Origin of the sequence: Paenibacillus pinihumi DSM 23905 = JCM 16419 (genome assembly GCF_000422505.1) — a bacterium.
Taxonomy (GTDB): domain Bacteria; phylum Bacillota; class Bacilli; order Paenibacillales; family Paenibacillaceae; genus Paenibacillus_D; species Paenibacillus_D pinihumi.
This window is the reverse complement of the sequence record NZ_KE383864.1, coordinates 403,250-424,276: the sequence shown is the minus strand read 5'-3', so window position 1 is coordinate 424,276 and position 21,027 is coordinate 403,250. Positions and strand designations below refer to the sequence as shown.

The 21,027-nt window shown below is 48.8% G+C and carries 22 protein-coding genes; 19 read left to right on the top strand and 3 right to left on the bottom strand.

Going from position 1 to position 21,027, the window contains the following annotated elements; translation table 11 throughout:
- The first annotated feature begins 20 nt into the window (after positions 1 to 20).
- From resB to H583_RS0115975, 4 genes are read left to right on the top strand one after another with little or no spacing between them, the layout of a single operon-like run.
- Positions 21 to 1,673, top strand: coding sequence for a cytochrome c biogenesis protein ResB (resB, locus tag H583_RS0115990; RefSeq protein WP_028561336.1), 1,653 nt, complete (start codon positions 21 to 23; stop codon positions 1,671 to 1,673).
- Positions 1,670 to 2,929: a cytochrome c biogenesis protein CcsA gene (gene ccsA / locus H583_RS0115985; RefSeq protein WP_028561335.1), complete on the top strand. Its 1,260-nt coding sequence runs from the start codon at positions 1,670 to 1,672 to the stop codon at positions 2,927 to 2,929. Before resB ends, ccsA begins: the two co-directional genes overlap by 4 nt.
- Positions 2,930 to 2,965: 36 nt before the next feature.
- Complete coding sequence (locus H583_RS0115980; RefSeq protein WP_028561334.1) at positions 2,966 to 3,682, top strand: response regulator transcription factor; 717 nt, start codon at positions 2,966 to 2,968, stop codon at positions 3,680 to 3,682.
- A gap of 2 nt (positions 3,683 to 3,684) precedes the next feature.
- Positions 3,685 to 5,109, top strand: a complete 1,425-nt coding sequence (locus H583_RS0115975) for an ATP-binding protein (protein ID WP_028561333.1) — start codon at positions 3,685 to 3,687, stop codon at positions 5,107 to 5,109.
- Between the two features lie 175 nt (positions 5,110 to 5,284).
- Here the strand turns inward: H583_RS0115975 and serA are convergent, their stop codons facing one another.
- The gene (serA, locus tag H583_RS0115970; RefSeq protein ID WP_028561332.1) at positions 5,285 to 6,877 is read right to left on the bottom strand and encodes a phosphoglycerate dehydrogenase; all 1,593 of its coding nucleotides are present in this window, start codon (positions 6,875 to 6,877) and stop codon (positions 5,285 to 5,287) included.
- Between the two features lie 322 nt (positions 6,878 to 7,199).
- Here serA and H583_RS0115965 point away from each other — a divergent pair, with 322 nt between their 5' ends.
- Positions 7,200 to 7,526, top strand: a complete 327-nt coding sequence (locus H583_RS0115965; protein ID WP_028561331.1) for a rhodanese-like domain-containing protein — start codon at positions 7,200 to 7,202, stop codon at positions 7,524 to 7,526.
- Between the two features lie 40 nt (positions 7,527 to 7,566).
- Here the strand turns inward: H583_RS0115965 and H583_RS0115960 are convergent, their stop codons facing one another.
- Positions 7,567 to 8,490, bottom strand: coding sequence for a hypothetical protein (locus tag H583_RS0115960; protein WP_028561330.1), 924 nt, complete (start codon positions 8,488 to 8,490; stop codon positions 7,567 to 7,569).
- 109 nt (positions 8,491 to 8,599) lie between these two features.
- Between H583_RS0115960 and H583_RS0115955 the strand changes: the two genes are divergently transcribed.
- The 3 genes from H583_RS0115955 to H583_RS0115945 all read left to right on the top strand — a co-directional run bounded on the left by H583_RS0115955 (position 8,600) and on the right by H583_RS0115945 (position 10,321).
- The gene (locus tag H583_RS0115955; RefSeq protein WP_028561329.1) at positions 8,600 to 9,193 is read left to right on the top strand and encodes a CPBP family intramembrane glutamic endopeptidase; all 594 of its coding nucleotides are present in this window, start codon (positions 8,600 to 8,602) and stop codon (positions 9,191 to 9,193) included.
- The gene (locus tag H583_RS33170) at positions 9,190 to 9,408 is read left to right on the top strand and encodes a hypothetical protein (protein ID WP_036709827.1); all 219 of its coding nucleotides are present in this window, start codon (positions 9,190 to 9,192) and stop codon (positions 9,406 to 9,408) included. Before H583_RS0115955 ends, H583_RS33170 begins: the two co-directional genes overlap by 4 nt.
- A gap of 79 nt (positions 9,409 to 9,487) precedes the next feature.
- Positions 9,488 to 10,321 carry a metallophosphoesterase gene (locus H583_RS0115945; RefSeq protein WP_028561328.1) on the top strand — a complete coding sequence of 278 codons (834 nt, stop codon included), beginning with the start codon at positions 9,488 to 9,490 and terminating at the stop codon, positions 10,319 to 10,321.
- On the opposite strand, the gene H583_RS33165 is transcribed toward H583_RS0115945, so the two are convergent.
- The gene (locus tag H583_RS33165; protein WP_051236528.1) at positions 10,293 to 11,105 is read right to left on the bottom strand and encodes a polysaccharide deacetylase family protein; all 813 of its coding nucleotides are present in this window, start codon (positions 11,103 to 11,105) and stop codon (positions 10,293 to 10,295) included. The genes H583_RS0115945 and H583_RS33165 overlap by 29 nt on opposite strands.
- Positions 11,106 to 11,332: 227 nt before the next feature.
- On the opposite strand from H583_RS33165, the gene H583_RS0115935 reads away from it, so the two are divergent.
- The 11 genes from H583_RS0115935 to rpsA all read left to right on the top strand — a co-directional run bounded on the left by H583_RS0115935 (position 11,333) and on the right by rpsA (position 20,791).
- A complete protein-coding gene (locus H583_RS0115935) occupies positions 11,333 to 11,722 on the top strand; it encodes a hypothetical protein (protein ID WP_154665902.1) in 390 nt (129 codons plus the stop codon).
- A 296-nt stretch (positions 11,723 to 12,018) separates the two neighbouring features.
- On the top strand, positions 12,019 to 12,633 hold the full coding sequence (locus H583_RS0115930; RefSeq protein WP_028561326.1) for a genetic competence negative regulator: 615 nt from the start codon (positions 12,019 to 12,021) through the stop codon (positions 12,631 to 12,633).
- Positions 12,634 to 12,951: 318 nt separating this feature from the next.
- Positions 12,952 to 14,205: a Glu/Leu/Phe/Val family dehydrogenase gene (locus tag H583_RS0115925; protein ID WP_028561325.1), complete on the top strand. Its 1,254-nt coding sequence runs from the start codon at positions 12,952 to 12,954 to the stop codon at positions 14,203 to 14,205.
- Positions 14,206 to 14,235: 30 nt separating this feature from the next.
- On the top strand, positions 14,236 to 14,934 hold the full coding sequence (gene prsW / locus H583_RS0115920; RefSeq protein ID WP_028561324.1) for a glutamic-type intramembrane protease PrsW: 699 nt from the start codon (positions 14,236 to 14,238) through the stop codon (positions 14,932 to 14,934).
- A 51-nt stretch (positions 14,935 to 14,985) separates the two neighbouring features.
- Positions 14,986 to 15,144 (top strand): hypothetical protein, encoded by a 159-nt coding sequence (locus H583_RS37225; protein ID WP_169456498.1) that lies wholly within the window; start codon positions 14,986 to 14,988, stop codon positions 15,142 to 15,144.
- A gap of 67 nt (positions 15,145 to 15,211) precedes the next feature.
- A complete protein-coding gene (gene ypeB / locus H583_RS0115910) occupies positions 15,212 to 16,570 on the top strand; it encodes a germination protein YpeB (protein WP_028561322.1) in 1,359 nt (452 codons plus the stop codon).
- Positions 16,571 to 16,693: 123 nt separating this feature from the next.
- Positions 16,694 to 17,347 (top strand): flagellar brake protein, encoded by a 654-nt coding sequence (locus H583_RS0115905; RefSeq protein WP_028561321.1) that lies wholly within the window; start codon positions 16,694 to 16,696, stop codon positions 17,345 to 17,347.
- A 96-nt stretch (positions 17,348 to 17,443) separates the two neighbouring features.
- On the top strand, positions 17,444 to 17,620 hold the full coding sequence (locus H583_RS0115900) for a hypothetical protein (protein WP_154665901.1): 177 nt from the start codon (positions 17,444 to 17,446) through the stop codon (positions 17,618 to 17,620).
- A 391-nt stretch (positions 17,621 to 18,011) separates the two neighbouring features.
- Positions 18,012 to 18,707, top strand: a complete 696-nt coding sequence (gene cmk / locus H583_RS0115895) for a (d)CMP kinase (protein WP_028561319.1) — start codon at positions 18,012 to 18,014, stop codon at positions 18,705 to 18,707.
- 3 nt (positions 18,708 to 18,710) lie between these two features.
- Positions 18,711 to 19,283 carry a lysophospholipid acyltransferase family protein gene (locus H583_RS0115890; protein ID WP_028561318.1) on the top strand — a complete coding sequence of 191 codons (573 nt, stop codon included), beginning with the start codon at positions 18,711 to 18,713 and terminating at the stop codon, positions 19,281 to 19,283.
- A 251-nt stretch (positions 19,284 to 19,534) separates the two neighbouring features.
- On the top strand, positions 19,535 to 20,791 hold the full coding sequence (gene rpsA / locus H583_RS0115880; protein ID WP_028561317.1) for a 30S ribosomal protein S1: 1,257 nt from the start codon (positions 19,535 to 19,537) through the stop codon (positions 20,789 to 20,791).
- The last annotated feature ends 236 nt before the right edge of the window (positions 20,792 to 21,027 follow it).

The window sequence follows — 21,027 nt, the reverse complement described above, 5'->3', positions numbered from 1 at the left end:
ATGAAAGGGGGGCTTCCACATTGTTTCAAAATACGAAATGCGAGTGCGGCCATCAAAACCATATAGGAACCGTTCTCTGCGAATCTTGCGGAAAGCCGCTCGGCGAAGAGTTGTTGTCGGACGAGCCGCTTGAAATGCGCTATGATGGGGTCGCAAGGCGTTCCCAGAAGGCCAATCCAAATTTCATTGATAAAATTTGGAACTTCTTTTCTTCCGTCAAGATCGCTGTTTATTTAATCATCATTACATTGCTGGCCTCCATTTTGGGGACGATTTTCCGTCAGGAGAACCTCCTTAATGAAGATCCGGCAACCTACTACGAAATCCAACATGGTACGATCGGCAAAATCTATTATATGTTGGGGCTTTCACATACTTATGAATCCTGGTGGTATACAACCCTCCTGGTGATGATTGGAACCTCGCTTGTTGTCTGTTCCCTTGACCGGGTACTCCCGCTTTACCGGGCTCTGTCGAAGCAGCAAATCCGCAAACACTTGCGCTTTATTCTCCGCCAGAAGGTTGTATACCAGGCACAAATCTCAGGGGATGAGACGAAGATTGTCAGTGCTTTGGGTGAGCATTTGAAAAAGAAGCGTTACCGTGTCCATATGGACGGGACGGCGCTGCTCGCTGAGAAAAACCGGTTCAGCCGCTGGGGCCCATACATAAACCATATCGGCCTGATCCTTTTCCTGCTTGCTGTCCTTGCCCGGAGCATTCCCGGCTTCCAGATGGATATGTATGTTGCGGTACAGCAGGGGCAGACGGTGGAGATTGAAGGCACGTCGTATTACATTAAAAATGAGCAGTTTACGGTCGACTATTATACCGATGATGAGTTGCCCGATGCCTTGAAGGGAACTGCAAGGGCCAAGCTGTACGAAACAAAAGCGGTATTATATGAATGTACCGCAAACTGCAATAACGTGACGCAGGAGCCTGTCCTGAAGGAAGTTGACCGGCATGATATTGTCATGAATGACCCGTTAATCTATGAAGGGCTAAAGGCTTACCAGTCGGGCTTTGATGCAACGCCGCGCCTGGAAGCGGTCAAGCCGGTGATCATCAACAAAGAAACCGGCGAAGAGTATGGCCCCTTTGAGCTGGAAATACGCAATCCAAAAACGAGCTTTGAGGTTGGCCCTTATAAGCTGGAGCTTCATTCACAGTTTATGGAGTTTGCAATTGGCGAGAATGGAGAGCCGACTACTCTGTCCAGAGAACCTAATGCACCGGCTTATCTGTTCATATTGTCCGGTCCGGAACTTAAAGCAGGCGGGGAGCCCTATTTGTACTTCCCGAATCAGATTGACAAGCTCCAGTTCAATCAGGATGCGCTCAACCGTCCGATTGCAGACCGCTTCGAGATTAAAGTCAATGGCATGGAAAATGTAAAGTTATCCGGACCGACCACCTATCTGAACATCCGCAAGGATAAAGCACTCCCATATATTTGGATTGGGGCTACGATATCCATGATTGGCCTTATTATGGGCTTTTACTGGCATCATCGCAGAATATGGCTGCGGGTCGACCGGGGCGAGCTGTCGCTCGGGGCGCACACCAACAAAAATTTCTACGGAATGCGCAGTGACGTCGCATGGGCGCTTGGCAAGGCAGGTATTGAGGTGGATCCCAAATCGCTGGATAACGGAGGGAATAAAACGTGAATTACTTGGAATTCAGCAGTGATGCTTTTATTGCTGCTTTCTTTTTATACTGCTTCGGTTTCATTTTCTATATGATTGCCATAGGCGGGAAGAAGTGGAGCAACCGTGATCCAAAGGCGCATGTGAAACGCTGGTCGCGGATTGCATTCATTGTGTCGATACTGGGATTGGCAGCACACCTGACCTTCTTCTTTACCAGATGGTATGGAAGCAAGCAGATTCCGACGAGCAATATGTATGAGTTTATGACCTTCCTGGGGATGTCTATTATGATTGCCTTCGTCATCATATTCGCCATTTACCGGACGCCGCTGCTTGGCATGTTCGCTTTGCCGCTGACGATTATAATCGTGGCCTATGCGTCCGTGTTCCCGCAAGAGGTTCAGCCTCTTATTCCATCGCTGAATTCAATCTGGCTCAAGATCCATGTTACGACTGCAGCGCTTGGGGAAGCTTTCTTCGCAGTCGGTTTTGCTGCTGGGCTGATGTATTTGCTTCGCGTTGTAGATTTCAAGCAGACATCGCAGGCTGCCAAACGCGCGCAGCGCTGGGTTGAATTCACGCTATATGTATTGGTGGTTATTATCGGATTTATTTTGACCGTATTTGCTTTCCGCGGTGCAGGCTACGAAGCGCAATTCCTGCAGGAGAAGGTAACGATTGATAATCGCGGGCAGGAATCTACGACGTCCGAAACGGTCATGTATACGATGCCCCCAATCTTTAAACCCTATAATAGTATTACACAAAAAATGGACAGCTTCCTCGGCATGCAGGAGCCGCTATTGGAGACGCCGTCCTGGATGAACGGTGTCAATGCCGGCCGCAAGCTGAACACAGTTGTCTGGTCCATTATTACGGGAAGCCTCTTGTACGGAATCGCACGCTTGCTGCTCAGGAAGCGTCTGGGCGCAGCCATTCACCCTTATATGGATGGCATTGATCCGGAAGACCTGGATGAAATCAGTTACCGGGCAATTGCAATCGGATTTCCGGTCTTTACGCTTGGCGCCCTCATATTTGCAATGATTTGGGCGAATATTGCCTGGTCCCGTTTTTGGGGCTGGGACCCCAAAGAGGTATGGGCATTAATTACATGGCTGTATTACAGCGCCTACCTGCACTTGCGCTTGTCGCGCGGCTGGCAGGGACAGCGGTCTGCATGGCTGGCTGTCATCGGCTTCGTCATTGTCATGTTCACCCTGATCGGGGTCAACCTGATTATATCCGGCTTGCACTCTTATGCCGGTGTTTAAAGGTTTAAACAACTGTAATGGAAGGAGCGAGGAGCAATGTCAGAACCGGTTCAACGTATTCTGGTCGTCGATGATGAAGAACGGATTCGCCGGCTGTTGAAGATGTATCTGGAGAAGGAAGGTTATCAGATTGAAGAAGCAGAGGATGGGGAGAGCGCCCTCAGAATGGCAAGCTCCAATGATTATGACCTGATCCTGCTTGATGTGATGCTCCCTGGGATAGACGGAATTGAAGTTTGCTCCAGATTGCGTCAAGTGAAGTCTACACCGGTCATTATGCTGACGGCCAAGGGCGAAGAGATGAATCGTGTCCAGGGCTTTGAGGTTGGGGCAGACGACTATGTCGTCAAGCCGTTCAGTCCGCGTGAAGTGATCTACCGGGTAAAAGCGATTTTAAGACGTTCATCTGCCACGGCTTATTTGACAAAGGAAGCGAGCTCCAGCAACAATATTGTGTTCCCGCATCTGATTATCGAACATGATGCGCATAGAGTGACCGCAGGGGGCCAGGAGGTAAGCCTGACTCCAAAAGAATATGAGCTGCTTCACTACCTTGCGATCTCACCTGATAAAGTATTTTCCCGTGAAGATTTGCTCAAGGATGTATGGAATTATGAGTTCTTCGGCGATCTGCGCACGGTGGATACGCATGTCAAGCGCCTGCGCGAGAAGCTGAACAAAGTATCGCCTGATGCCGCGGCCATGATAACGACCGTGTGGGGTGTCGGCTACAAGCTAGAGGTGCCTAAATAACGATGGTATGGAAAAGCGTTGTCGGCAAGCTGTGGCTCACCATTATTTTGCTTGTTGCGCTCATTCTCATTACATTGGGAACGCTTTTGTTGTTTTATGTGGACTTGACGTTCTCCAGTGCGACGCATGAAATTATGGTGCTGTTTATTATTACGGGCGTTATCGGTTTTTTGCTGACCACCTTTTTTGCTTTCTTCCTGATCACCAAAATTACACAGCCGCTGGTACAGCTTAAAAAGGCCGCTGACCAGATTTCAAAAGGTGAATATCGCACAAGGGTGCCAATCCGCTCCTCTGATGAGATCGGGGAGCTGAGCAATACCTTCAACCATATGGCCTCAGAGCTGGATACCATTATCAAGGACTTGCACCATGAGAAAAACCATCTCTCCAGCGTACTGCGCAGTATGGCTGATGCTGTAATTACATTTGACGCCATGGGCAAGGTCATTCTGACCAATCCGGAAGGGCAGCATGCGATGGAGCAGTGGGGCAAGCTGAGCTGGACAGACAGTGGCAACGGCCCAAGACCCTATGGCGATATACCGGCCCCCCTCTATGAGCTGTACCGTACTGTACTGCGTGAAGGACGGGATTTGAGCAGCAAAATTAATGTGCATGACAGTGTATGGTCAGTCGTTATGGCGCCGCTAACGTCAAATAAGAGCGTTAGAGGCGCGGTTGTCGTCATGCGGAACGTAACGGAGGAACATAAGCTGGAGAAGCTGCGCCGCGATTTCGTGGCGAATGTCTCCCATGAAATCCGTACACCGCTCTCGATGCTGCAGGGCTACAGTGAAGCGTTGATGGATGATATTGCCGCTTCTCCGGAAGAACGGAACGAGCTCGTTCAAGTTATCTATGACGAATCCCTGCGCATGGGCCGTCTGGTCAAAGATTTGCTTGATTTGGCGCGAATGGAAGCCGGGCACATCGAGATGAACTTCCAGCAGCTAGAGCTGGGTACGCTGATCCGCCGGGTGCACCGGAAATTCCAGGTGTATTCCAAGGAAAGAGGAATCACGATGATCTATGAGCTTCCGCAGCAGCCGCTCATACTGGAGGCTGCGGATGAGGACCGGCTGGAGCAAGTGCTGACAAATTTGCTGGACAATGCTCTGCGTCATACGCCAGGTGAAGCGTGCATCTTCATATCAGCAGAGCAACTGGTCAAGGACAATAACTCATACATTCAGGTACAGATCAAGGATCAGGGTGCAGGAATTCCGAGAGATGACCTTCCTTATATCTTTGAACGCTTCTATAAGGCGGACAAAGCCCGTACACGCGGCTCCTCAGGCGGAACTGGCCTGGGACTGGCTATCGTCAAGAACATTGTGGAGTCTCACGGCGGTATCATTCAGGCAGAAAGTCAATTGAATATTGGAACGACCTTTACGATGCTGTTTCCGGTAGAACAGGCATAACAGTCATAAGTTCACATGAGCCCCCAGAATGGAATAGTCTGGGGGTATTTAGTGTCTATATGCAAGAGCAGCACTGGTGACAGGGAGGGGGAATTCTCTAAAAAAACAGCAACAGCCGCTTTGCTAAGCGGCTGTTGCTGTTTGAGTTTATAAGTATTCAGATGCGATCTGCTAATTAATATAAAGCAATCTCTTTGGCGTTGTTCAAATCAGGCAGCTTGGCGATCTCCAGCAATACTTCACGTGGAACAGCCTTATCAACGGACAATACCATTACTGCAGCTCCGCCGACAACTTTACGTCCGACCTGCATGGTCGCAATGTTGACTTCATTCGTGCCAAGCAGTGTACCTACACGGCCGATAATGCCTGGTTTATCGCTGTGGGATACCAGAATCAGATTGCCTTCAGGAGCGACATCAACCGGGAACTTGTCAATTTGCACGATCCGTGCGCCGTATCCATTCAGCAAGGTTCCCGCAACAAGACGCTCTTCGTTTTTCGCACGCAGCGTTACCGAAATCAAATTCGTAAATCCTTTAGCTGCATGGGACTTTTGAACGACAATGTTTACGCCGCGTGTTTTGGCCAAGTGCATGGAGTTTACCACGTTGACCTGCTCGGAACCAAGGTGATGCGACAGCACGCCTTTGACAACATAACGTGTCAGCGGTTGTGTATCCACTTCTGCTAACTCACCCGAATAGTTAACAACAATCTCTTCTACAGCGCCTTCAGCCAATTGAGCGGCGAAGCTTCCGAGTTTGTCCCCGAGGGTGAAGTAAGGCTGGAGCTTATTCAGCACTTCAGTTGGAACCGGCGGCATGTTGACCGCATTGCTGAAAGGCTCGTTACGCAAAATATGCAGCACTTGCTCGGAGACGTCAATCGCTACATTCTCCTGTGCTTCTACAGTAGAAGCTCCTAGATGCGGGGTAACGATAATTTTAGGATGCGTCAGGAACGGATGATCCTCAGCCGGAGGTTCTACCTCAAATACGTCAAATGCAGCTCCTGCAACGATATTTTGGTCAACGGCTTCTACCAGTGCCAACTCATCAATAATTCCGCCGCGGGCACAGTTCACAATTCTCATGCCTGGCTTCATAATCTCGAATTGGGCTTTGCCAATCATATGGCGGGTTTCAGGCGTCAGCGGGGTGTGAACCGTCATAAAGTCCGCATTGCGGACGATATCCTCTACGCTGGACAGTCTGATTCCCATTTTCTCAGCACGTTCCTCGGTCAGGAACGGGTCATACCCCATAATTTCCATGCCAAATGCTTTGGCGCGCTTGGCTACTTCACTTCCGATTCTGCCCATTCCGAGAACGCCGAGCACTTTGTTGCGCAGCTCTACGCCGAGGAAGGATTTGCGGTCCCATGTCCCACCGATTGTTTTGGCATATGCTTGTGGAATGTGACGGGCTACAGCCATCATCATCGCAAAGGTATGCTCACAAGTGGTAATCGTGTTGCCGTCAGGCGCGTTGATAACGATAATCCCGCGTTGGGTTGCAGCAGGCAGATCAATATTGTCTACACCTACACCCGCGCGTCCAACGACTTTCAGATTGGTCCCTGCTTCCATAATTCTTGGTGTTACCCGTGTCTGGCTGCGAACCAGCAGCGCATCATACTCGCCAATGATGGCAACAAGCTCATCCTCGCTTAATCCGGGCTTTTTATCCACCAATACGTCCTCAGCATCCACAAGCTGCTGGATACCAAGGTCACTGATCGGATCTGAAACTAGCACTTTGAACATGTCAGGTAATCCTCCCTAGATTTGAGAAAATGATATTGCTGTAAGAGAAAAACCCTCGTCTAGCGCATCTACAAGTAGAGCAAAATAGACGAGAGTTTCATTCGCATCATCAAAAAATTGTCGAATGATTCGTATGCCCGCAGTGCCCGTTCGACAAATGCAAGGGTTGCAAATGCGGCGCTATTAACCTCTATTATTTTATAGCAATATGGTAGACAAAAGCAATCCTCAAACTTGCTCATTTGTGAATTTTTTTGTTATGATTCAAGCATGAACGGCTTGGCCGGACTCTAGTATGAGGATGAATAAGGAGAGAAGCCTGTTGGAGGACTGGAAGGATATTGAAGCGGACAGCCTGCTTGAGAAGCTGGATCGCGGTGAGATCAGAGCGCAGCAAATTGTCGATGTAAGGGAGATTATGGAATGGGAATATTATCATTTGGAAGGCACCAGACATATTCCGATGAATACGATCCCGGAACGTATCGATGAGCTTATGGGAGAAGAAGACCTGTACATTATTTGCGCACACGGAGTGAGGAGTGTAGCGGTATGCCGTTATCTGGACGGACAAGGCCGCGTCAGCCTCCACAATGTTGCGGGTGGAATGGCGGACGCGGCCTCTATTCGCGGCTTTCAGTACGATTAATACATGCGGTTTGAACCATACAGAATAATCTGGCAATCGGTCAGTTGGCTTCCATATAAAAGAATGGCAGCTGCGGCAGCAGTTCCTTGTCATAACGGGTTAGTTTGGAGGCTGTGAAATCCCCGTTCCGGACAGCTTTAGTGCCGAGCAGCAAATCAACGACGGCCGAGACGGTCTTGATTCTCATTTTGGCCGGCTGGCCGGATGCAATGAACTCATCCACCCGAACGCTCAAATCATGAGGGTAGAACGTCTCCATCGTACTGCGGGATAACAGCTGATCCGCCATTACTTTGTTTTTGACCAGGAACGGCAGTTTGTTCCAGCTTGAGATTTCCAGAACGGATGGAGTCTCGTATTCGCCGGGAATCTTGGCGTTCATCGTTGCTCCCCACTTGAGCATGGAATCATAATATTGCTGCTGGGATTGCAGCGCATGCGTAACAGCTTGCGTATAATAAGCGTCTTTGTTCAGATTATCAAGGACTGCTGCTACGGACTTGTCCTTCGAGTAAGCGACCGAACGGCTTGAAGCCTGCTCGAACAGTTTGAGACTTTTCAGGACATTGACCTGTGAATCCGCAAGAAGCGGGGATATAGCAGGAATGGTAGCGGTCGTAATGGTCTGGTATTGTTTTTTTGCCTGCTTGGCGAGTTCTTTGAAGGAGGCAGCCGCATCTGTTGAACGACCGCTCTCCAGCTTTTCGATGGCGGAGAACCATTCGGTCTGAAATTCACGCAGCGGCAAAAATACAGTATGATAGTATGTAACCAGATCTTGTTGTTGATAGGCCGTAACTTTAGGTCCGCCCTCGGAATTGAGATGCTTCATCTGAATGTAATTAGCATCGGTTTTCTCGGAGCCAACCTTTACCCCGTAGAAAAAAGCGGCAACTGCCAGAATAAGCATGAACAAAAAGCCGAGACTGAATATCATTTCTGTGCGGGTCAGTCGTTTTTCCATCGTTGTCTCCTTCAAAGTAGGTAGTAGGAATGAAGTACCAATTTGTTTAATAGTATAGGTGAATTTTGGCGAAAAGGGAATAACATACTTAGATAACAGGCGGGAAGTTATGAAAAAATTCGATATCCGCAAGCTGAAGCTCCGCAAGGTTTCTGTAGACCAAATTGATGACCGTTTGCTGCTGATTAATCTGTACATGACGCAGGCGCTTACGCTTATTATCGGCATCATATGGATTTTATTTCAGCATCGGAACCCAATTTTATTGCTGCAATTGCCAAATACGCTGAATTTTTTATATTGGGGTGCGGGTCTCGCGGCTGTTGTCATCCTGGTTGATCTGCTCATTTCAAGGTGGGTGCCGGATGAGGCAACAGATGACGGCGGTGTAAATGAACGGTTGTTCCGGAATCGTCCGTGGTGGCATATACTTGTCATCTCATTTATTGTATCCGTCTGTGAGGAGCTGCTGTTCCGCGGAGCGCTCCAGCATGCTTTCGGTGCTTATTGGACAAGCATCATCTTTGCGGCCATACATGTCCGCTATTTGAAGCACTGGATTCCGACCGGACTTGTATTTTCCATCAGCTATGGACTTGGATGGATATATGATTATACGGGCACGCTTTGGGCGCCGATTGCTGCGCATTTTGTGATTGATGCTGTAATGGGATTCATTATACGTTACCGGAGGGAGTCATGAGCAGAAAGGAACGTTTCCGCAGCCGCGGCCGTGCAAGACGCGCCCGCACTGCGGAAAATTTTGAGGAGCAGCAAGGAGATGAACTCCCTTCGCGCAAAAACAAGCATGTCTCAACCAGACAGCAGCTTACGAAGCTGTATTATAATCTTCTGATTGTGCTGTTTGTCTGCCTGGTTGTAGGCCTGCTTATATATGGCAGAAGCGCTTATGGATAACGGCTGTTTATTGCAGCAATAGTCTGGTATAAATAGAATATAATGGAAAGATGCTGCAGAAAAGAAACGGGTGAATAATATGGTTTGGATAGGGCTTCTTGTCCTGTCAGCAGCCGGTATCGTCTGGATGCTGCTGGAGGCATTTCGGGTACGTGTAAAAAAAGAAGAGGTTGTTTTTGAGAAGCTGCCAGCCGCATTTGACGGCTTGCGGTTATTTTTTATAAGCGATATTCACCGGAGGGCAATTCCTGAACGGCTTATCGAGCTTTGTCAAAATGAAGGCGGAGCCGATCTTGTGGTCATTGGCGGGGATATCAGGGAGCAGGGCGTGCCATTGCACCGCATTCGCGACAATATCAGACAGTTGCGCCGTCTTGGTCCTGTCTATGCGGTATACGGCAATCATGATTATGACGAATCCATTCGTCCGGTTGATGAATTGCTGAGGCAGGAACAGGCTGTTCCCCTTATTAATGAGAGCGTCGTTCTGAATAAAGGGAGTGATCAGCTTGTCCTGTGCGGAGTTGATGATCCGATTACCGGAAGAGAAGTGCTTCAGGGAGCTTTTTCATTCCTTAACTCGCATGACAAGACCAGCCATGATTCCCCTTTTACAATTTTGGTGTCCCATGATCCCAATCTGATTGACTGGCTCGATGGTCTGCCTGTTGACTTGATGCTGTCCGGTCATACACATGGAGGGCAAATCGCCCTTCCTCTTATTGGACCGCTGTCAAGGTCATCAATTGTCAACAAGTATTGCCGGGGCTGGTTCCCGGCAGCGGACAGCCACTCAGACACCCGCACCCGGCTTCTTGTCAGCTGCGGCTTTGGCACTTCCCGGATACCGCTGCGGCTGCTGGCGCCCTCGGAGACCCATTTGCTTATTTTGCGGAACCGGCGGGTACAATGATTGCTGCAGGATCAATAAATCCGTAGCCCTGGGCCTCCAGATTCGAAAGCAGCGAATCCAGCGCATCCGCAGTCCAAGGTACCTCATGCATGAGGATATTGGCGCCAGGGTGGAGCTGGCTCATTACATTTCGGATGACGGCCGCCGGGTTGTTCCGGGCACTCTCCGCCCAATCAAGTGAACCATTAGACCATGTCATGTACAATAGGGCATGGTTTTTTGCAATGCGCCGGACCTGTTCATTGCCTGATCCGTAGGGAGGACGGAAAAAGCGAGGTTTTTTGCCGATTATTTTGGAGACAATATCCTGCACGTATTGAATCTCCCTGGCGGCTTCTTCCGGCGGCAGCTTCCGCAAATCCGGATGGCTCCATGTATGATTGCCTACAGTTTGGCCGGAACGGTCAATCAGGCGAAGCAGTTCGGGATGCTTCTCAACATGAATGCCATTGACAAAAAATATTGCTTTGGCTGAATGCTTCTCCAGAACGCCCAGCAGCTTTTCCAGCACTGCCCTGTCTTTGGGACCGTCATCAAAGGTCAAGAGGACTTTCCGTGCTGAAGCAGTGTCATTAACCGGGACAAAGCGATAGTTGCTGTCCATTTTGTATAGACCGTTATTATTGACTGTATCATCCATATAAAAAGTAGATTCGGACTCCGAAACCTTGGTGTTTTGCAGGATTTCTTCCATGCCGTTAATATGAGCTGCGGCAGGCATCCCCCATATCCCCGCAACGATTACTGCTGAGAGCATCGAAATTACTGCTTGTTTTGGCTTCATAAACCAACCTCCTGAATAAGTGAAATTAAACCTTGACCTGCTTATTTTATTAGTGTTCCCGCTTATTTTTGTTCCATGACACGTGGTATTGATTCCAATCACCTCAAACTTCAAGCAAAGTCAGGTAAGACGGCTGCTAAAAATAGGCGGATTGCCAATGAGGCCTTCAGGGAACGATAACTATGCATCTGAATTTTATTAATGATTATAATGAGGAGGCGAATACCATGAGATGGACCGCATTTATAGCCGGAGGAATTGTTGGCATGGCTGCAGCAACCGTATTGGCGAAGAAGCGTCCGGCTGCTTTTAGCTGGGTATCCCATGCAGTGGGCGATGCGATGAAGGGCATGAGGGAACGCAAGATGAACAGAATGGTGGAGATCGGGCTGGGATCTTTTGCAAACAGAGAGAACCGGGCGTCAGAAGCTGCGGGATCTGCAGCAGGCCGGGCAGCCCATACAGCGACGAAAAAATCAACACATAAAGCTGGAGCAGCCGCTGCGCATAAGGACTCGGAAAGCTGGGACCGTATTGAACAGCTGATTGAGAGCGACCCGGAGGCCAAACGGGAAACGGAGAAGATTATGGCTGAAGGCTTGGGGACAGCCCATTAAATAGAACCGCATCAAAAAATCGCCAGCCAAGAAGGCTGGCGATTTTTATGAAATTTATATTGATAGCGTTTACAAATACAAGCTTTTCAAGTCTTTTTCCTTTTTAGTATAAGTGCATGCAACAGTGCGGAAACAAAGACATTGGTCTTCTGCTTATTATTTGTAAAATCCTCAATTTACAGGTAGTGCATTTCAGAGTCAAAAGTGTTAACATAGTTACATATGATGATTTTAATCACATATTATATGAAACTTCATACGCTGTTATAACCGATGCTGCAAAGGAGGATCCTGTCATGAAAATCGAGCGTTTGAGCCAGAATAAGATTAAGATTTTCCTGACGTTCGACGACCTGCTGGAACGAGGGATCCAGAAGGATGATATGTGGCGTGAAATCCCGAAGGTTCATGAGCTGTTCAGCGAAATGATGGACCAAGCATATAATGAGCTCGGATTTGATGCTAGCGGGCCGCTGGCTGTTGAAGTATTTGCATTGCCCGCACAAGGTATGGTTGTCATCGTAACGCGCGGAAAATCGGAAGCTCAACAGAGCGAGCGCGCGGATGCGGATGAGGACCAGGATGAAGATGTATATGAAATGGAAGTGACGCTTGAGCACAGCGATGTGATCATGTATGCATTCCGCGATTTTGAAGACGTCATTTCGGTAAGCCATCAGCTTCTTCAAGCGAAGCTTACGGAAGACGGAAGACTCTACTCTTACCGGGGAAAATGGATTTTGACCTTTGACCCTGTCAATTCCGATCAAGGACGTACAGCGGCACTTATTGCCCTGCTCGCAGAGTATGGCGAGGCCACTTCAGTTACAACAGCGGTCCTGGAGGAATACGGCAAGCTAATCATGGCTTCCGGAGCCGTTGCTGAAATATGCACTCATTTCAAATCCTGATTTCCACATACCGAGCACCGGGCAGTCAGTTCTGTCCGGTTGCTTTTTTCTTTACGAAAAAATAGGTTTTATGATCAATTTAAGCATATAAGCAAGTTGGATCAGATATAGAATAGGGAGGCGCCATTTTCCGGTTTAGCGGACTGGCGGACGAGCCTCCCCGCATGTTGGAACAATTCTATGGTTGTAGATTGCAGCATTGACAAATACTAACCTGCGGGGTAATGAGCAGCCGAAAGGCTTTCATTTGTTTGCCTAAAGTCAATACGGCATTTTGCCGTTTGCACTTAAAAAAGCAAAGGCGGGTGTTAATGAAGCATGTATGAACCGAAGGAAACGCTATCCATGCTGTCCTCGACCCAGATTGTTATTAAGGACGCACTGACGAAGCTGGGCTTTGGCGAAGATATGATTGAACTGCTGAAGGAGCCAATGCGCGTGCTGACAGTCCGGATTCCGGTGCGGATGGATGACGGCCATGTAAAAGTTTTTACCGGCTATCGGGCACAGCATAATGATGCGGTTGGACCGACCAAGGGAGGGGTGCGTTTCCACCCTGATGTCAATGAAGAGGAAGTCAAAGCACTCTCCATCTGGATGAGCCTGAAATGCGGCATTGCTGATCTGCCTTACGGCGGGGGGAAAGGCGGCATTATTTGTGATCCCAGAAAAATGTCGCTGCGCGAGCTGGAGAGGCTGAGCCGCGGTTATGTAAGAGCGATCAGCCAGCTGGTAGGTCCGACAAAGGACATTCCTGCACCGGATGTGATGACCAACTCGCAAATTATGGCCTGGATGATGGATGAGTACAGCCGTATCCGTGAATTTGACTCCCCTGGTTTTATTACAGGCAAGCCAATCGTGCTTGGCGGCTCGCACGGCAGGGAGACGGCAACCGCGCGCGGGGTAGCCGTAATGATTCACGAAGCACTGAAGGTCAACGGTATTGCCTTGCATGATGCACGGGTAGTTGTTCAAGGCTTCGGCAATGCCGGCAGCTTTCTGGCGAAATTCATGCATGATTCAGGGGCCAAAGTAATTGCTATTTCGGATGTTCACGGTGCGCTGTATAATGAGGATGGACTTGACATTAATGATTTGATCGACCGCCGGGACTCATTCGGAGCGGTGACGAATCTATTCAAAAATACAATTTCCAATGATGAACTGCTGGAGATTGAATGCGATGTGCTGGTTCCGGCTGCGATTGAGAATCAAATTACCGCACATAATGCACATAAGCTGAGAACCAAAGTTATTGTCGAGGCTGCGAACGGGCCAACCACACTGGAAGCAACACGGATTGTAACCGATCGGGGCATCCTGCTCATCCCTGACGTACTGGCAAGCGCGGGCGGGGTTATTGTCTCCTATTTCGAATGGGTGCAGAACAATCAGGGCTATTACTGGACGGAAAATGAAGTGGAGCATAAGCTCCGCGAAATGATGATCAGGGGTTTCAACCAGGTATACCAGATTCATGAAACGAAAGGCGTTAATATGCGCTTGGCGGCTTATATGGCAGGCGTCCGCAAGATGGCGCAGGCGGTGCAATACCGCGGCTGGGTATAGCTTGGCAATACGAAGGGAGGATTCAAGCAGGTGTTATTTCTTTCCATACTAACAGCAGCTGTGGCTCCTGGCATCTCCCTGCTCACCTTCCTCTATCTGAAGGACAAATATGATACGGAGCCCATTTATATGGTCATCCGGATGTTCGTATTCGGAGCGCTCGTCGCATTTCCGATTATGATCATCCAGCGTGGTCTGATGCTTGGGCTTGGAGAATCACCCTTCGTATTCGCCTTTATTATTTCAGCCGGGGTAGAAGAGGGCTTGAAGTGGTTCGTGCTATACCACATTATATATAACCATACCACCTTCGACGAACCTTACGACGGCATTGTCTATGCTTCGGCGATTTCGCTTGGATTTGCTACTCTTGAGAATGTTCTGTACGCTATTTTGGAACCCTCGACATTCGGATCTCTGCTGATGAGGGCGCTTCTCCCGGTATCCGGCCATGCATTATTCGGTATTATTATGGGCTATTATTTGGGCAAAGCGAAGTTTTCGCCGGATAAGCAGCGCAAGCGGGTGCTGATTCTGTTTTCCCTTATCCAGCCGTTGTTCTGGCATGGCTTGTACGACTGGATAATGCTTGTCGTCAAGTCCAATTGGATGTACCTTATAGTGCCCTTGATGATTTATCTCTGGATCAAAGGGCTGCGCAAGATCAACCGTGCCAATTCACGATCTCCCTTCCGGTTTGTCCGGCGGGAGGAAGAGGTTAAATTGTAAGCCTTCTGTCTATAATGTCGTTTAGAAGGAATGGACAGAAGGAGGCCAAGTATGGATCAGCCAAGAGTGAAAGTAACGATTCGCTGCAACCAGTGCGGGGAAAAGTTTATTTTAAGGGGCCGGAAAGACAAAGGGAAAATTGATACCGGCTTCAAGCAGTGCATTTGCAGCAATGCGGATGATTTTGAAATTGAAGAACTGTTCGGATAATGCATAAAGCTCCTTTGCGCAAACCAAACTAAAACCAGGTTTTGCACAAGAAAGGAGCTTTTGTGTTATGTACCAACGACTGAGCGCTGTTTTGTTCCCGGTTATGGCTCTTTTGTTTATCGGGTCCATTTATTGGGGGTATCAGGAGCATCAAGAGAAAAACTCGATTTTGATCAAGGCGGAGAACCAGTATCAGCGGGCCTTCCATGAGCTGAGCTACAATGTGGAGCAGCTTCATAACCAATTAGGACATACGCTGGCTGTAAATTCGACCTCGAAAAATTACCATCGCAAAAGCCTGGTTAACGTGTGGCGGCTGACCAGCGATGCGCAGAGCAAGATTAATCAGCTGCCGCTGACGCTGCTGCCGTTCAACAAGACGGAGGACTTTCTGGCGCGGATTGCCAATTTCTCTTACCGTACTGCCGTTAGGGATTTGAATCAGGAACCGCTGTCTCCAAAAGAATATGACACCTTGAAAACCCTGTATGCCAAATCGGAAGAAATTACAAAAGATCTTCAGGGCATGCAGAGTAAGGTGCTTCAGAACAATTTGCGCTGGATGGATGTGGAGTCAGCACTGGCCACTGAACAGTCTACCCGTGACAACACAATCATCGACGGCTTCAAAACGGTTGATAAGAAGGTGGAAGGATATCCGGAAATCAACTGGGGTCCATCCGTAACAGCAATGTTCGAAAGACGCTCTATCAAGATGCTAAGCGGTACACCCGTAACCGAGGCAGATGTCAGGAGCAAGGCCGCTGAATTCCTCGGTGTATCTGATTCTGGCCGGATCAAGGTGGCGGAGCATGGCCAGTCGACGGAATATGCTTCCTATTCGGCTACACTGGAGCGTAAGGAAGGCAATGTACAATTGGATTACAGCAAGAAAGGCGGGCAATTGCTCAGATTCCTCGACAGCCGCAACATTGGCAAGAGGAAGGTTGGAGTAGCCCGGGCGGAGCAGTCGGCCAAGAAGTTCCTGGATTCCCATGGCTACCCTTCCATGACGGCGGTAAGCTATGACAACTACGGCGACTCCGTCAATCTCAGCTTTGTTGCCACCCAGGATAAAGTGCTTATTTATCCGGAGAAGCTGACAGTCAAGGTAGGTTTGGATAACGGCAGTGTTGTCGGAATGCACGCTGAGGACTTCGCCTTTGAGCACAAGAGCCGGAAGATCGGCAAGCCTAAGCTTGGCGAAGCTGAAGCAAAGAAAGTATTGAACCCGGAGTTCAAGGCAATAAAGACCCAGCAGGCGGTTATTAAAAATGAAATGTCCAAGGAAGTGCTTTGCTACGAGTTCCTCGGCAAAATTAATGGACATTTCTACCGCATCTATGTGAATGCGGATGACGGTGTAGAGGAATCGATTGAGCAGCTTCCAGGTATCGGCGAGGATGCCTTGCCGGCCACCTCTTAGACGAAATAAAGGACGGTTTCGCGACTCCTGAAAGGGAGGACGGGAAACCGCCCTTTTTTCATATAGCCCCCTTTAAGTCTATCATGGTATAATATGCCTATACACAGGAGGGGGAGCTTCAGATTGCTGCCGAAAGTAAATTCAATCTTGTATCTGCAAGTCGCCTCAGCAGATGAAGAAGAGAGCAAAATCTTATATAAAGCCCGCATCGCTGATGCGAGGGAACATGATTTGCTTATTGAAGTGCCGATGAATGAGGAGTCGGGGAGGCTGAAGAAGCTGTACCTCGGAGATGAACTGTCCGCTTATTTCCTGAGTGAGGACGGCGTGAAGCACTACTTTAACAGCCATGTTCTCGGCTTCAAGGAAGATGTCATCCGGCTGGTATCCGTCCGCAAGCCTGATCCTGACCAGATTACGAAAATTCAGCGCCGGAGCTTCTTCCGTGTCCATGCTGAGCTGGAACTGTCTGTAAAACTGCCCGACCAGACCCGATTTTTGGCGTATACTGACGACGTCGGCGGAGGAGGCATTTCATTTCTAACGGACGGCAAATGGCCGGCGAAGGCCGGCGACAAACTCGAATGCTGGCTTCTGCTTCATTATAAGAATGGAAGTTTGGACCATGCAGGTTTTGTCTCCGAGATTGTACGGGTAAAGACGCTGGAAACCGGACGGATTCAGGTGATGTGCAAATTCGAACAAATCAATGACAGCGAGCGTCAGAGAATAATCAGATATTGCTTTGAGCGCCAGCTGGAATTCAGGAACAGATAAGGAAGCGCCATATACACTGCAAATCCGGCAAACATGCATAGCATCCATAGTTATGGAAAAACTATCCTCAACCTGACAGGAAAAGGATGGTCGGCTGTGAAACAACAACGTTGGCTAAAGCAGACAGAGCGGATCACGACTTGGATTATCATTTTATGCAGTATTGTTCTCGGTGTCCTGATTCTTGCGCAGTTTGCCCTGCAGTTTGCGTTTGTCCGCGAATGGATAACGGGCGTAGACCGCCTGGAGGGACTGCCGTTTAACCCAAAATAAAAGTTCATATCTTATTAAAATGAATAATATTCTTAAAATCTGCAAGCAAAACGCTGCTGCTTCTGTCCGGGACGATGCAGCAGTTTATGCTTGTTCGGGATGAAGCCGCTTGCGTGTTCGGGGCTAGCCTCTGCAAATGCGCGGGGAGGCCGCAAGGCTCTAGTTTTTTGCATCTCATAGCGTGATGTGGTATAATTTTCACGTTGCAGGCAGAGCCTGCTTTTTTCTTGAAATATGAGAAAGTATAAGCCAGAACCTATACTTTGCCTCTATTTCTCCGTATTAACGCCCCGCATTGCAGCGGACCGTTTATGCGCTTGAGGAGAATGCCATTGCACGCTTAAGCGTTGCTTCGTCTCCTAATCGAGGAGGAATTTAACAGGTGGAAACCATGCAGGAGAGCTCCTTGCAGGGACTGATTAATATCGCAATTGACGGTCCGGCAGGAGCAGGCAAGAGCACAGTAGCAAGAAGAGTAGCCGAACTGCTTCGCTACGTTTATATTGATACCGGAGCTATGTACCGGGCGGTTACGCTAAGCGCGCTGCGTGCAGGCATTGAGCCTGACCACTCCGAGCGTGTAAGCCGCATGGCAGCTTCGCTTGACATCAGGCTTCTGCCGAGTGAGAACGGGCAGAAGGTATTGCTTAACGGCGAGGATGTAACGGAACAGATTCGTTCCCGGGAGGTCAATCTTCACGTATCGCAGGTAGCTGCAGTCGAGCAGGTACGCACACAGCTTGTGGGCTTGCAGAGAGTGCTGGCCGGCCGCAAGGGCGTCGTCATGGACGGTCGCGATATCGGTACACATGTGCTTCCTGATGCAGAGTTGAAGGTTTTTCTGACTGCTTCCGTCCGTACACGGGCTGAGCGGCGCTACAAGGAAACCGGACAGGCTGACAGGATTGATTTGGAGCAGCTGGAGAGAGAGATTGCCGAGCGGGACCAAAAGGACCGTGAACGCGAGATTTCTCCGCTTATTTGCGCGGACGATGCGGTTGTCATTGACAGCACGTCAATGACGATTGGGCAGGTTGTGTCGCAAATTGTTGAATTAAGCCGAACCAAAAAGGTGGAGGCGAAGTAAACTATGTTATATCAATTTTGCCGTGGAATGCTCCGTATTTTTTTTGCTGTTGTTTTCCCCATGAAAGTAAAGGGCCTGGAAAATATTCCGGATAAAGGACCTGTTCTCCTTTGTTCTAACCATATTAGCAACTTTGATCCGGCTACAGTAGGCATTAAGCTTGACCGCAAAGTACATTACATGGCTAAGGCGGAGCTGTTCAGCTTCCGTCCGCTGGGCGCATTTCTCTCCGGTCTGGGAGCTTTTCCGGTCAAGAGAGGCGGCGTAAGCAAGGATGCGATCAAAAATTCCATTCAATTGCTTAAGGATGGCCATGTTATGGGGATTTTTCCGGAGGGAAGCCGCAATTCAGGCGGCGCAGCCAAGAAGGGTGCTGCCATGATCGCGCTTCGCAGCGGAGCGGTTATAATACCGGTAACGCTCGTCGGAGAATACAAGTGGTTCCGGCAAATGGAAGTAATTTATGGCAAACCGGTTGACTTGAGCGAATTTATGGAGGATACTTCACCTGATGCGCTTGAGCGGCTGACGGATACAATTATGGTTAAAATTCGGGAGCAAAAAAAATCAGCCTAACGGCTGCAAGCGTTAATAGGTTTGTGAAGGCATTATTTCCGGAGACTTGAAGGCGGTGCAGGAAGGCGGGCAAAACTGTTGCTTTGCCTGGCTTGGATTTTCGCCGCTGCCGCCAGCGCACCGTATGAACAGCAAGATGACTGGGAACTGGCGCATGTGAAAAAAATGTTTTAAATACTGTGTCCATAGCGTTTCAAATGATATGCACAGGTTTAAATAAAGTTGGGGTATGAATCGAGGAGGTATTTCAAATGTCAGAAGAAACAAAGGTACAGGAATCTGTAGTGGAAGAAACCGTTGCACAAGAGGCTGGAGAAATTAGCCAACAAGACGCAATGGATCTTGTCTCGCTGAAAAAAGGCGACACGGTCAAAGGAACAATCGTCAAGATTGAAGACAACCAAGCGACTGTTAGTCTTGGATATAAATATGACGGTGTGATTCCGCTTCGTGAGCTTTCGGCTGTTCAGCTTGGCAATGCAGCGGAAGCTGTGCAAGTAGGACAGGAAATAGAATTGAAAGTTGTCAGCATCGATGACGAAAAAGAAAGACTGGTTCTTTCGAAACGTCTGGTTGACGGCGAAAACGCATGGGAACAGCTTCAAAACCGTTTTGAAAGCGGAGAAGTGTTCGAAGTTGCTGTTGCTGACGTTGTGAAAGGCGGCCTGGTTGTTGATGTAGGCGTTCGCGGCTTCATCCCTGCATCTATGGTAGAGCGTCATTTCGTAGAAGATTTCAGCGACTACAAAGGACGCACATTGCGCGTTAAAGTGAAAGAGATCGACAAAGAGAACAATAAAGTAATCCTCTCCCAAAAAGAGGTTCTGGATGCTGATTTTGAACAAAACAAACAGCAAATCATGTCCTCCCTTCAGGTAGGTCAAGAGCTGGAAGGTACTGTTCAACGCCTGACTCCATTTGGCGCATTCGTAGATATCGGCGGAGTTGACGGACTTGTTCACGTCTCTGAACTGTCCTGGCAACACGTAGCACATCCTAAGGATCTGGTATCTGAAGGTGATGCTGTAAGAGTAAAAGTATTGAAGGTTGATCCTGCAGCGGGCAAAATCAGCTTGAGCATGAAAGCTGCACAGCCTGGTCCTTGGGAAACTGCAGGAGGCCAATTCAATATTGGCGATGTTGTAACAGGTACGGTTCGCCGTCTTGTGAACTTCGGTGCATTTGTTGAAATCGCACCAGGAGTTGAAGGTCTTGTACACATCTCCCAAATTGCACACCGCCACATTGCTACACCTCATGAGGTGCTGCAAGAAGGCCAGGAAGTTCAAGCAAAAGTTCTGGACTTCAACCCGGCTGAAAAACGTGTAAGCCTGAGCATCAAGGAAACCGAAGAGGCTCCTGAACAAGCTCCTAGACCAGAAAGAGCTGAAAGATCCTCCCGTGCTCCGAAAGAAGAGCTGAACAACCCGAACGTAAGCTTGAGCAACCAAAGCATGAGCTTTACACTTGCCGAGAAATTCGGCGACAAGCTGAGCAAATTTAAATAAGTTATTCAACGTCAACGGCTTGCCTCGTTCCCGAGTGCGATAAGCCGGTTCACGTGAACATATAAGAATATTCACAACAGAAGTTTTTTCATTCTTATATTACAAAAAGCAGCTTCCCTTCAGGTGAAGCTGCTTTTTTATTTGCATGAAACGATGCAGTCCTGATAAAGGTTGTACTAGCCTTTTACACTTGATTGGTTCGAAAATATCCCCCCTGAAATGTTTTCCCCTGCTTT

What these genes read in the sequence shown, in the direction of transcription:
- H583_RS0115955 (WP_028561329.1), top strand. Translation starts at nt 8,600, where the DNA reads ATGAAAAAATTCGATATCCGCAAGCTGAAGCTCCGCAAGGTTTCTGTA.
- H583_RS0115980 (WP_028561334.1), top strand. Translation starts at nt 2,966, where the DNA reads ATGTCAGAACCGGTTCAACGTATTCTGGTCGTCGATGATGAAGAACGG.
- ypeB (WP_028561322.1), top strand. Translation starts at nt 15,212, where the DNA reads ATGTACCAACGACTGAGCGCTGTTTTGTTCCCGGTTATGGCTCTTTTG.
- H583_RS0115890 (WP_028561318.1), top strand. Translation starts at nt 18,711, where the DNA reads ATGTTATATCAATTTTGCCGTGGAATGCTCCGTATTTTTTTTGCTGTT.
- H583_RS0115975 (WP_028561333.1), top strand. Translation starts at nt 3,685, where the DNA reads ATGGTATGGAAAAGCGTTGTCGGCAAGCTGTGGCTCACCATTATTTTG.
- cmk (WP_028561319.1), top strand. Translation starts at nt 18,012, where the DNA reads ATGCAGGAGAGCTCCTTGCAGGGACTGATTAATATCGCAATTGACGGT.
- H583_RS0115960 (WP_028561330.1), bottom strand. Translation starts at nt 8,490, where the DNA reads ATGGAAAAACGACTGACCCGCACAGAAATGATATTCAGTCTCGGCTTT.
- H583_RS33170 (WP_036709827.1), top strand. Translation starts at nt 9,190, where the DNA reads ATGAGCAGAAAGGAACGTTTCCGCAGCCGCGGCCGTGCAAGACGCGCC.
- H583_RS0115945 (WP_028561328.1), top strand. Translation starts at nt 9,488, where the DNA reads ATGGTTTGGATAGGGCTTCTTGTCCTGTCAGCAGCCGGTATCGTCTGG.
- rpsA (WP_028561317.1), top strand. Translation starts at nt 19,535, where the DNA reads ATGTCAGAAGAAACAAAGGTACAGGAATCTGTAGTGGAAGAAACCGTT.
- H583_RS0115930 (WP_028561326.1), top strand. Translation starts at nt 12,019, where the DNA reads ATGAAAATCGAGCGTTTGAGCCAGAATAAGATTAAGATTTTCCTGACG.
- H583_RS0115935 (WP_154665902.1), top strand. Translation starts at nt 11,333, where the DNA reads ATGAGATGGACCGCATTTATAGCCGGAGGAATTGTTGGCATGGCTGCA.
- H583_RS0115925 (WP_028561325.1), top strand. Translation starts at nt 12,952, where the DNA reads ATGTATGAACCGAAGGAAACGCTATCCATGCTGTCCTCGACCCAGATT.
- H583_RS37225 (WP_169456498.1), top strand. Translation starts at nt 14,986, where the DNA reads ATGGATCAGCCAAGAGTGAAAGTAACGATTCGCTGCAACCAGTGCGGG.
- H583_RS33165 (WP_051236528.1), bottom strand. Translation starts at nt 11,105, where the DNA reads ATGAAGCCAAAACAAGCAGTAATTTCGATGCTCTCAGCAGTAATCGTT.
- serA (WP_028561332.1), bottom strand. Translation starts at nt 6,877, where the DNA reads ATGTTCAAAGTGCTAGTTTCAGATCCGATCAGTGACCTTGGTATCCAG.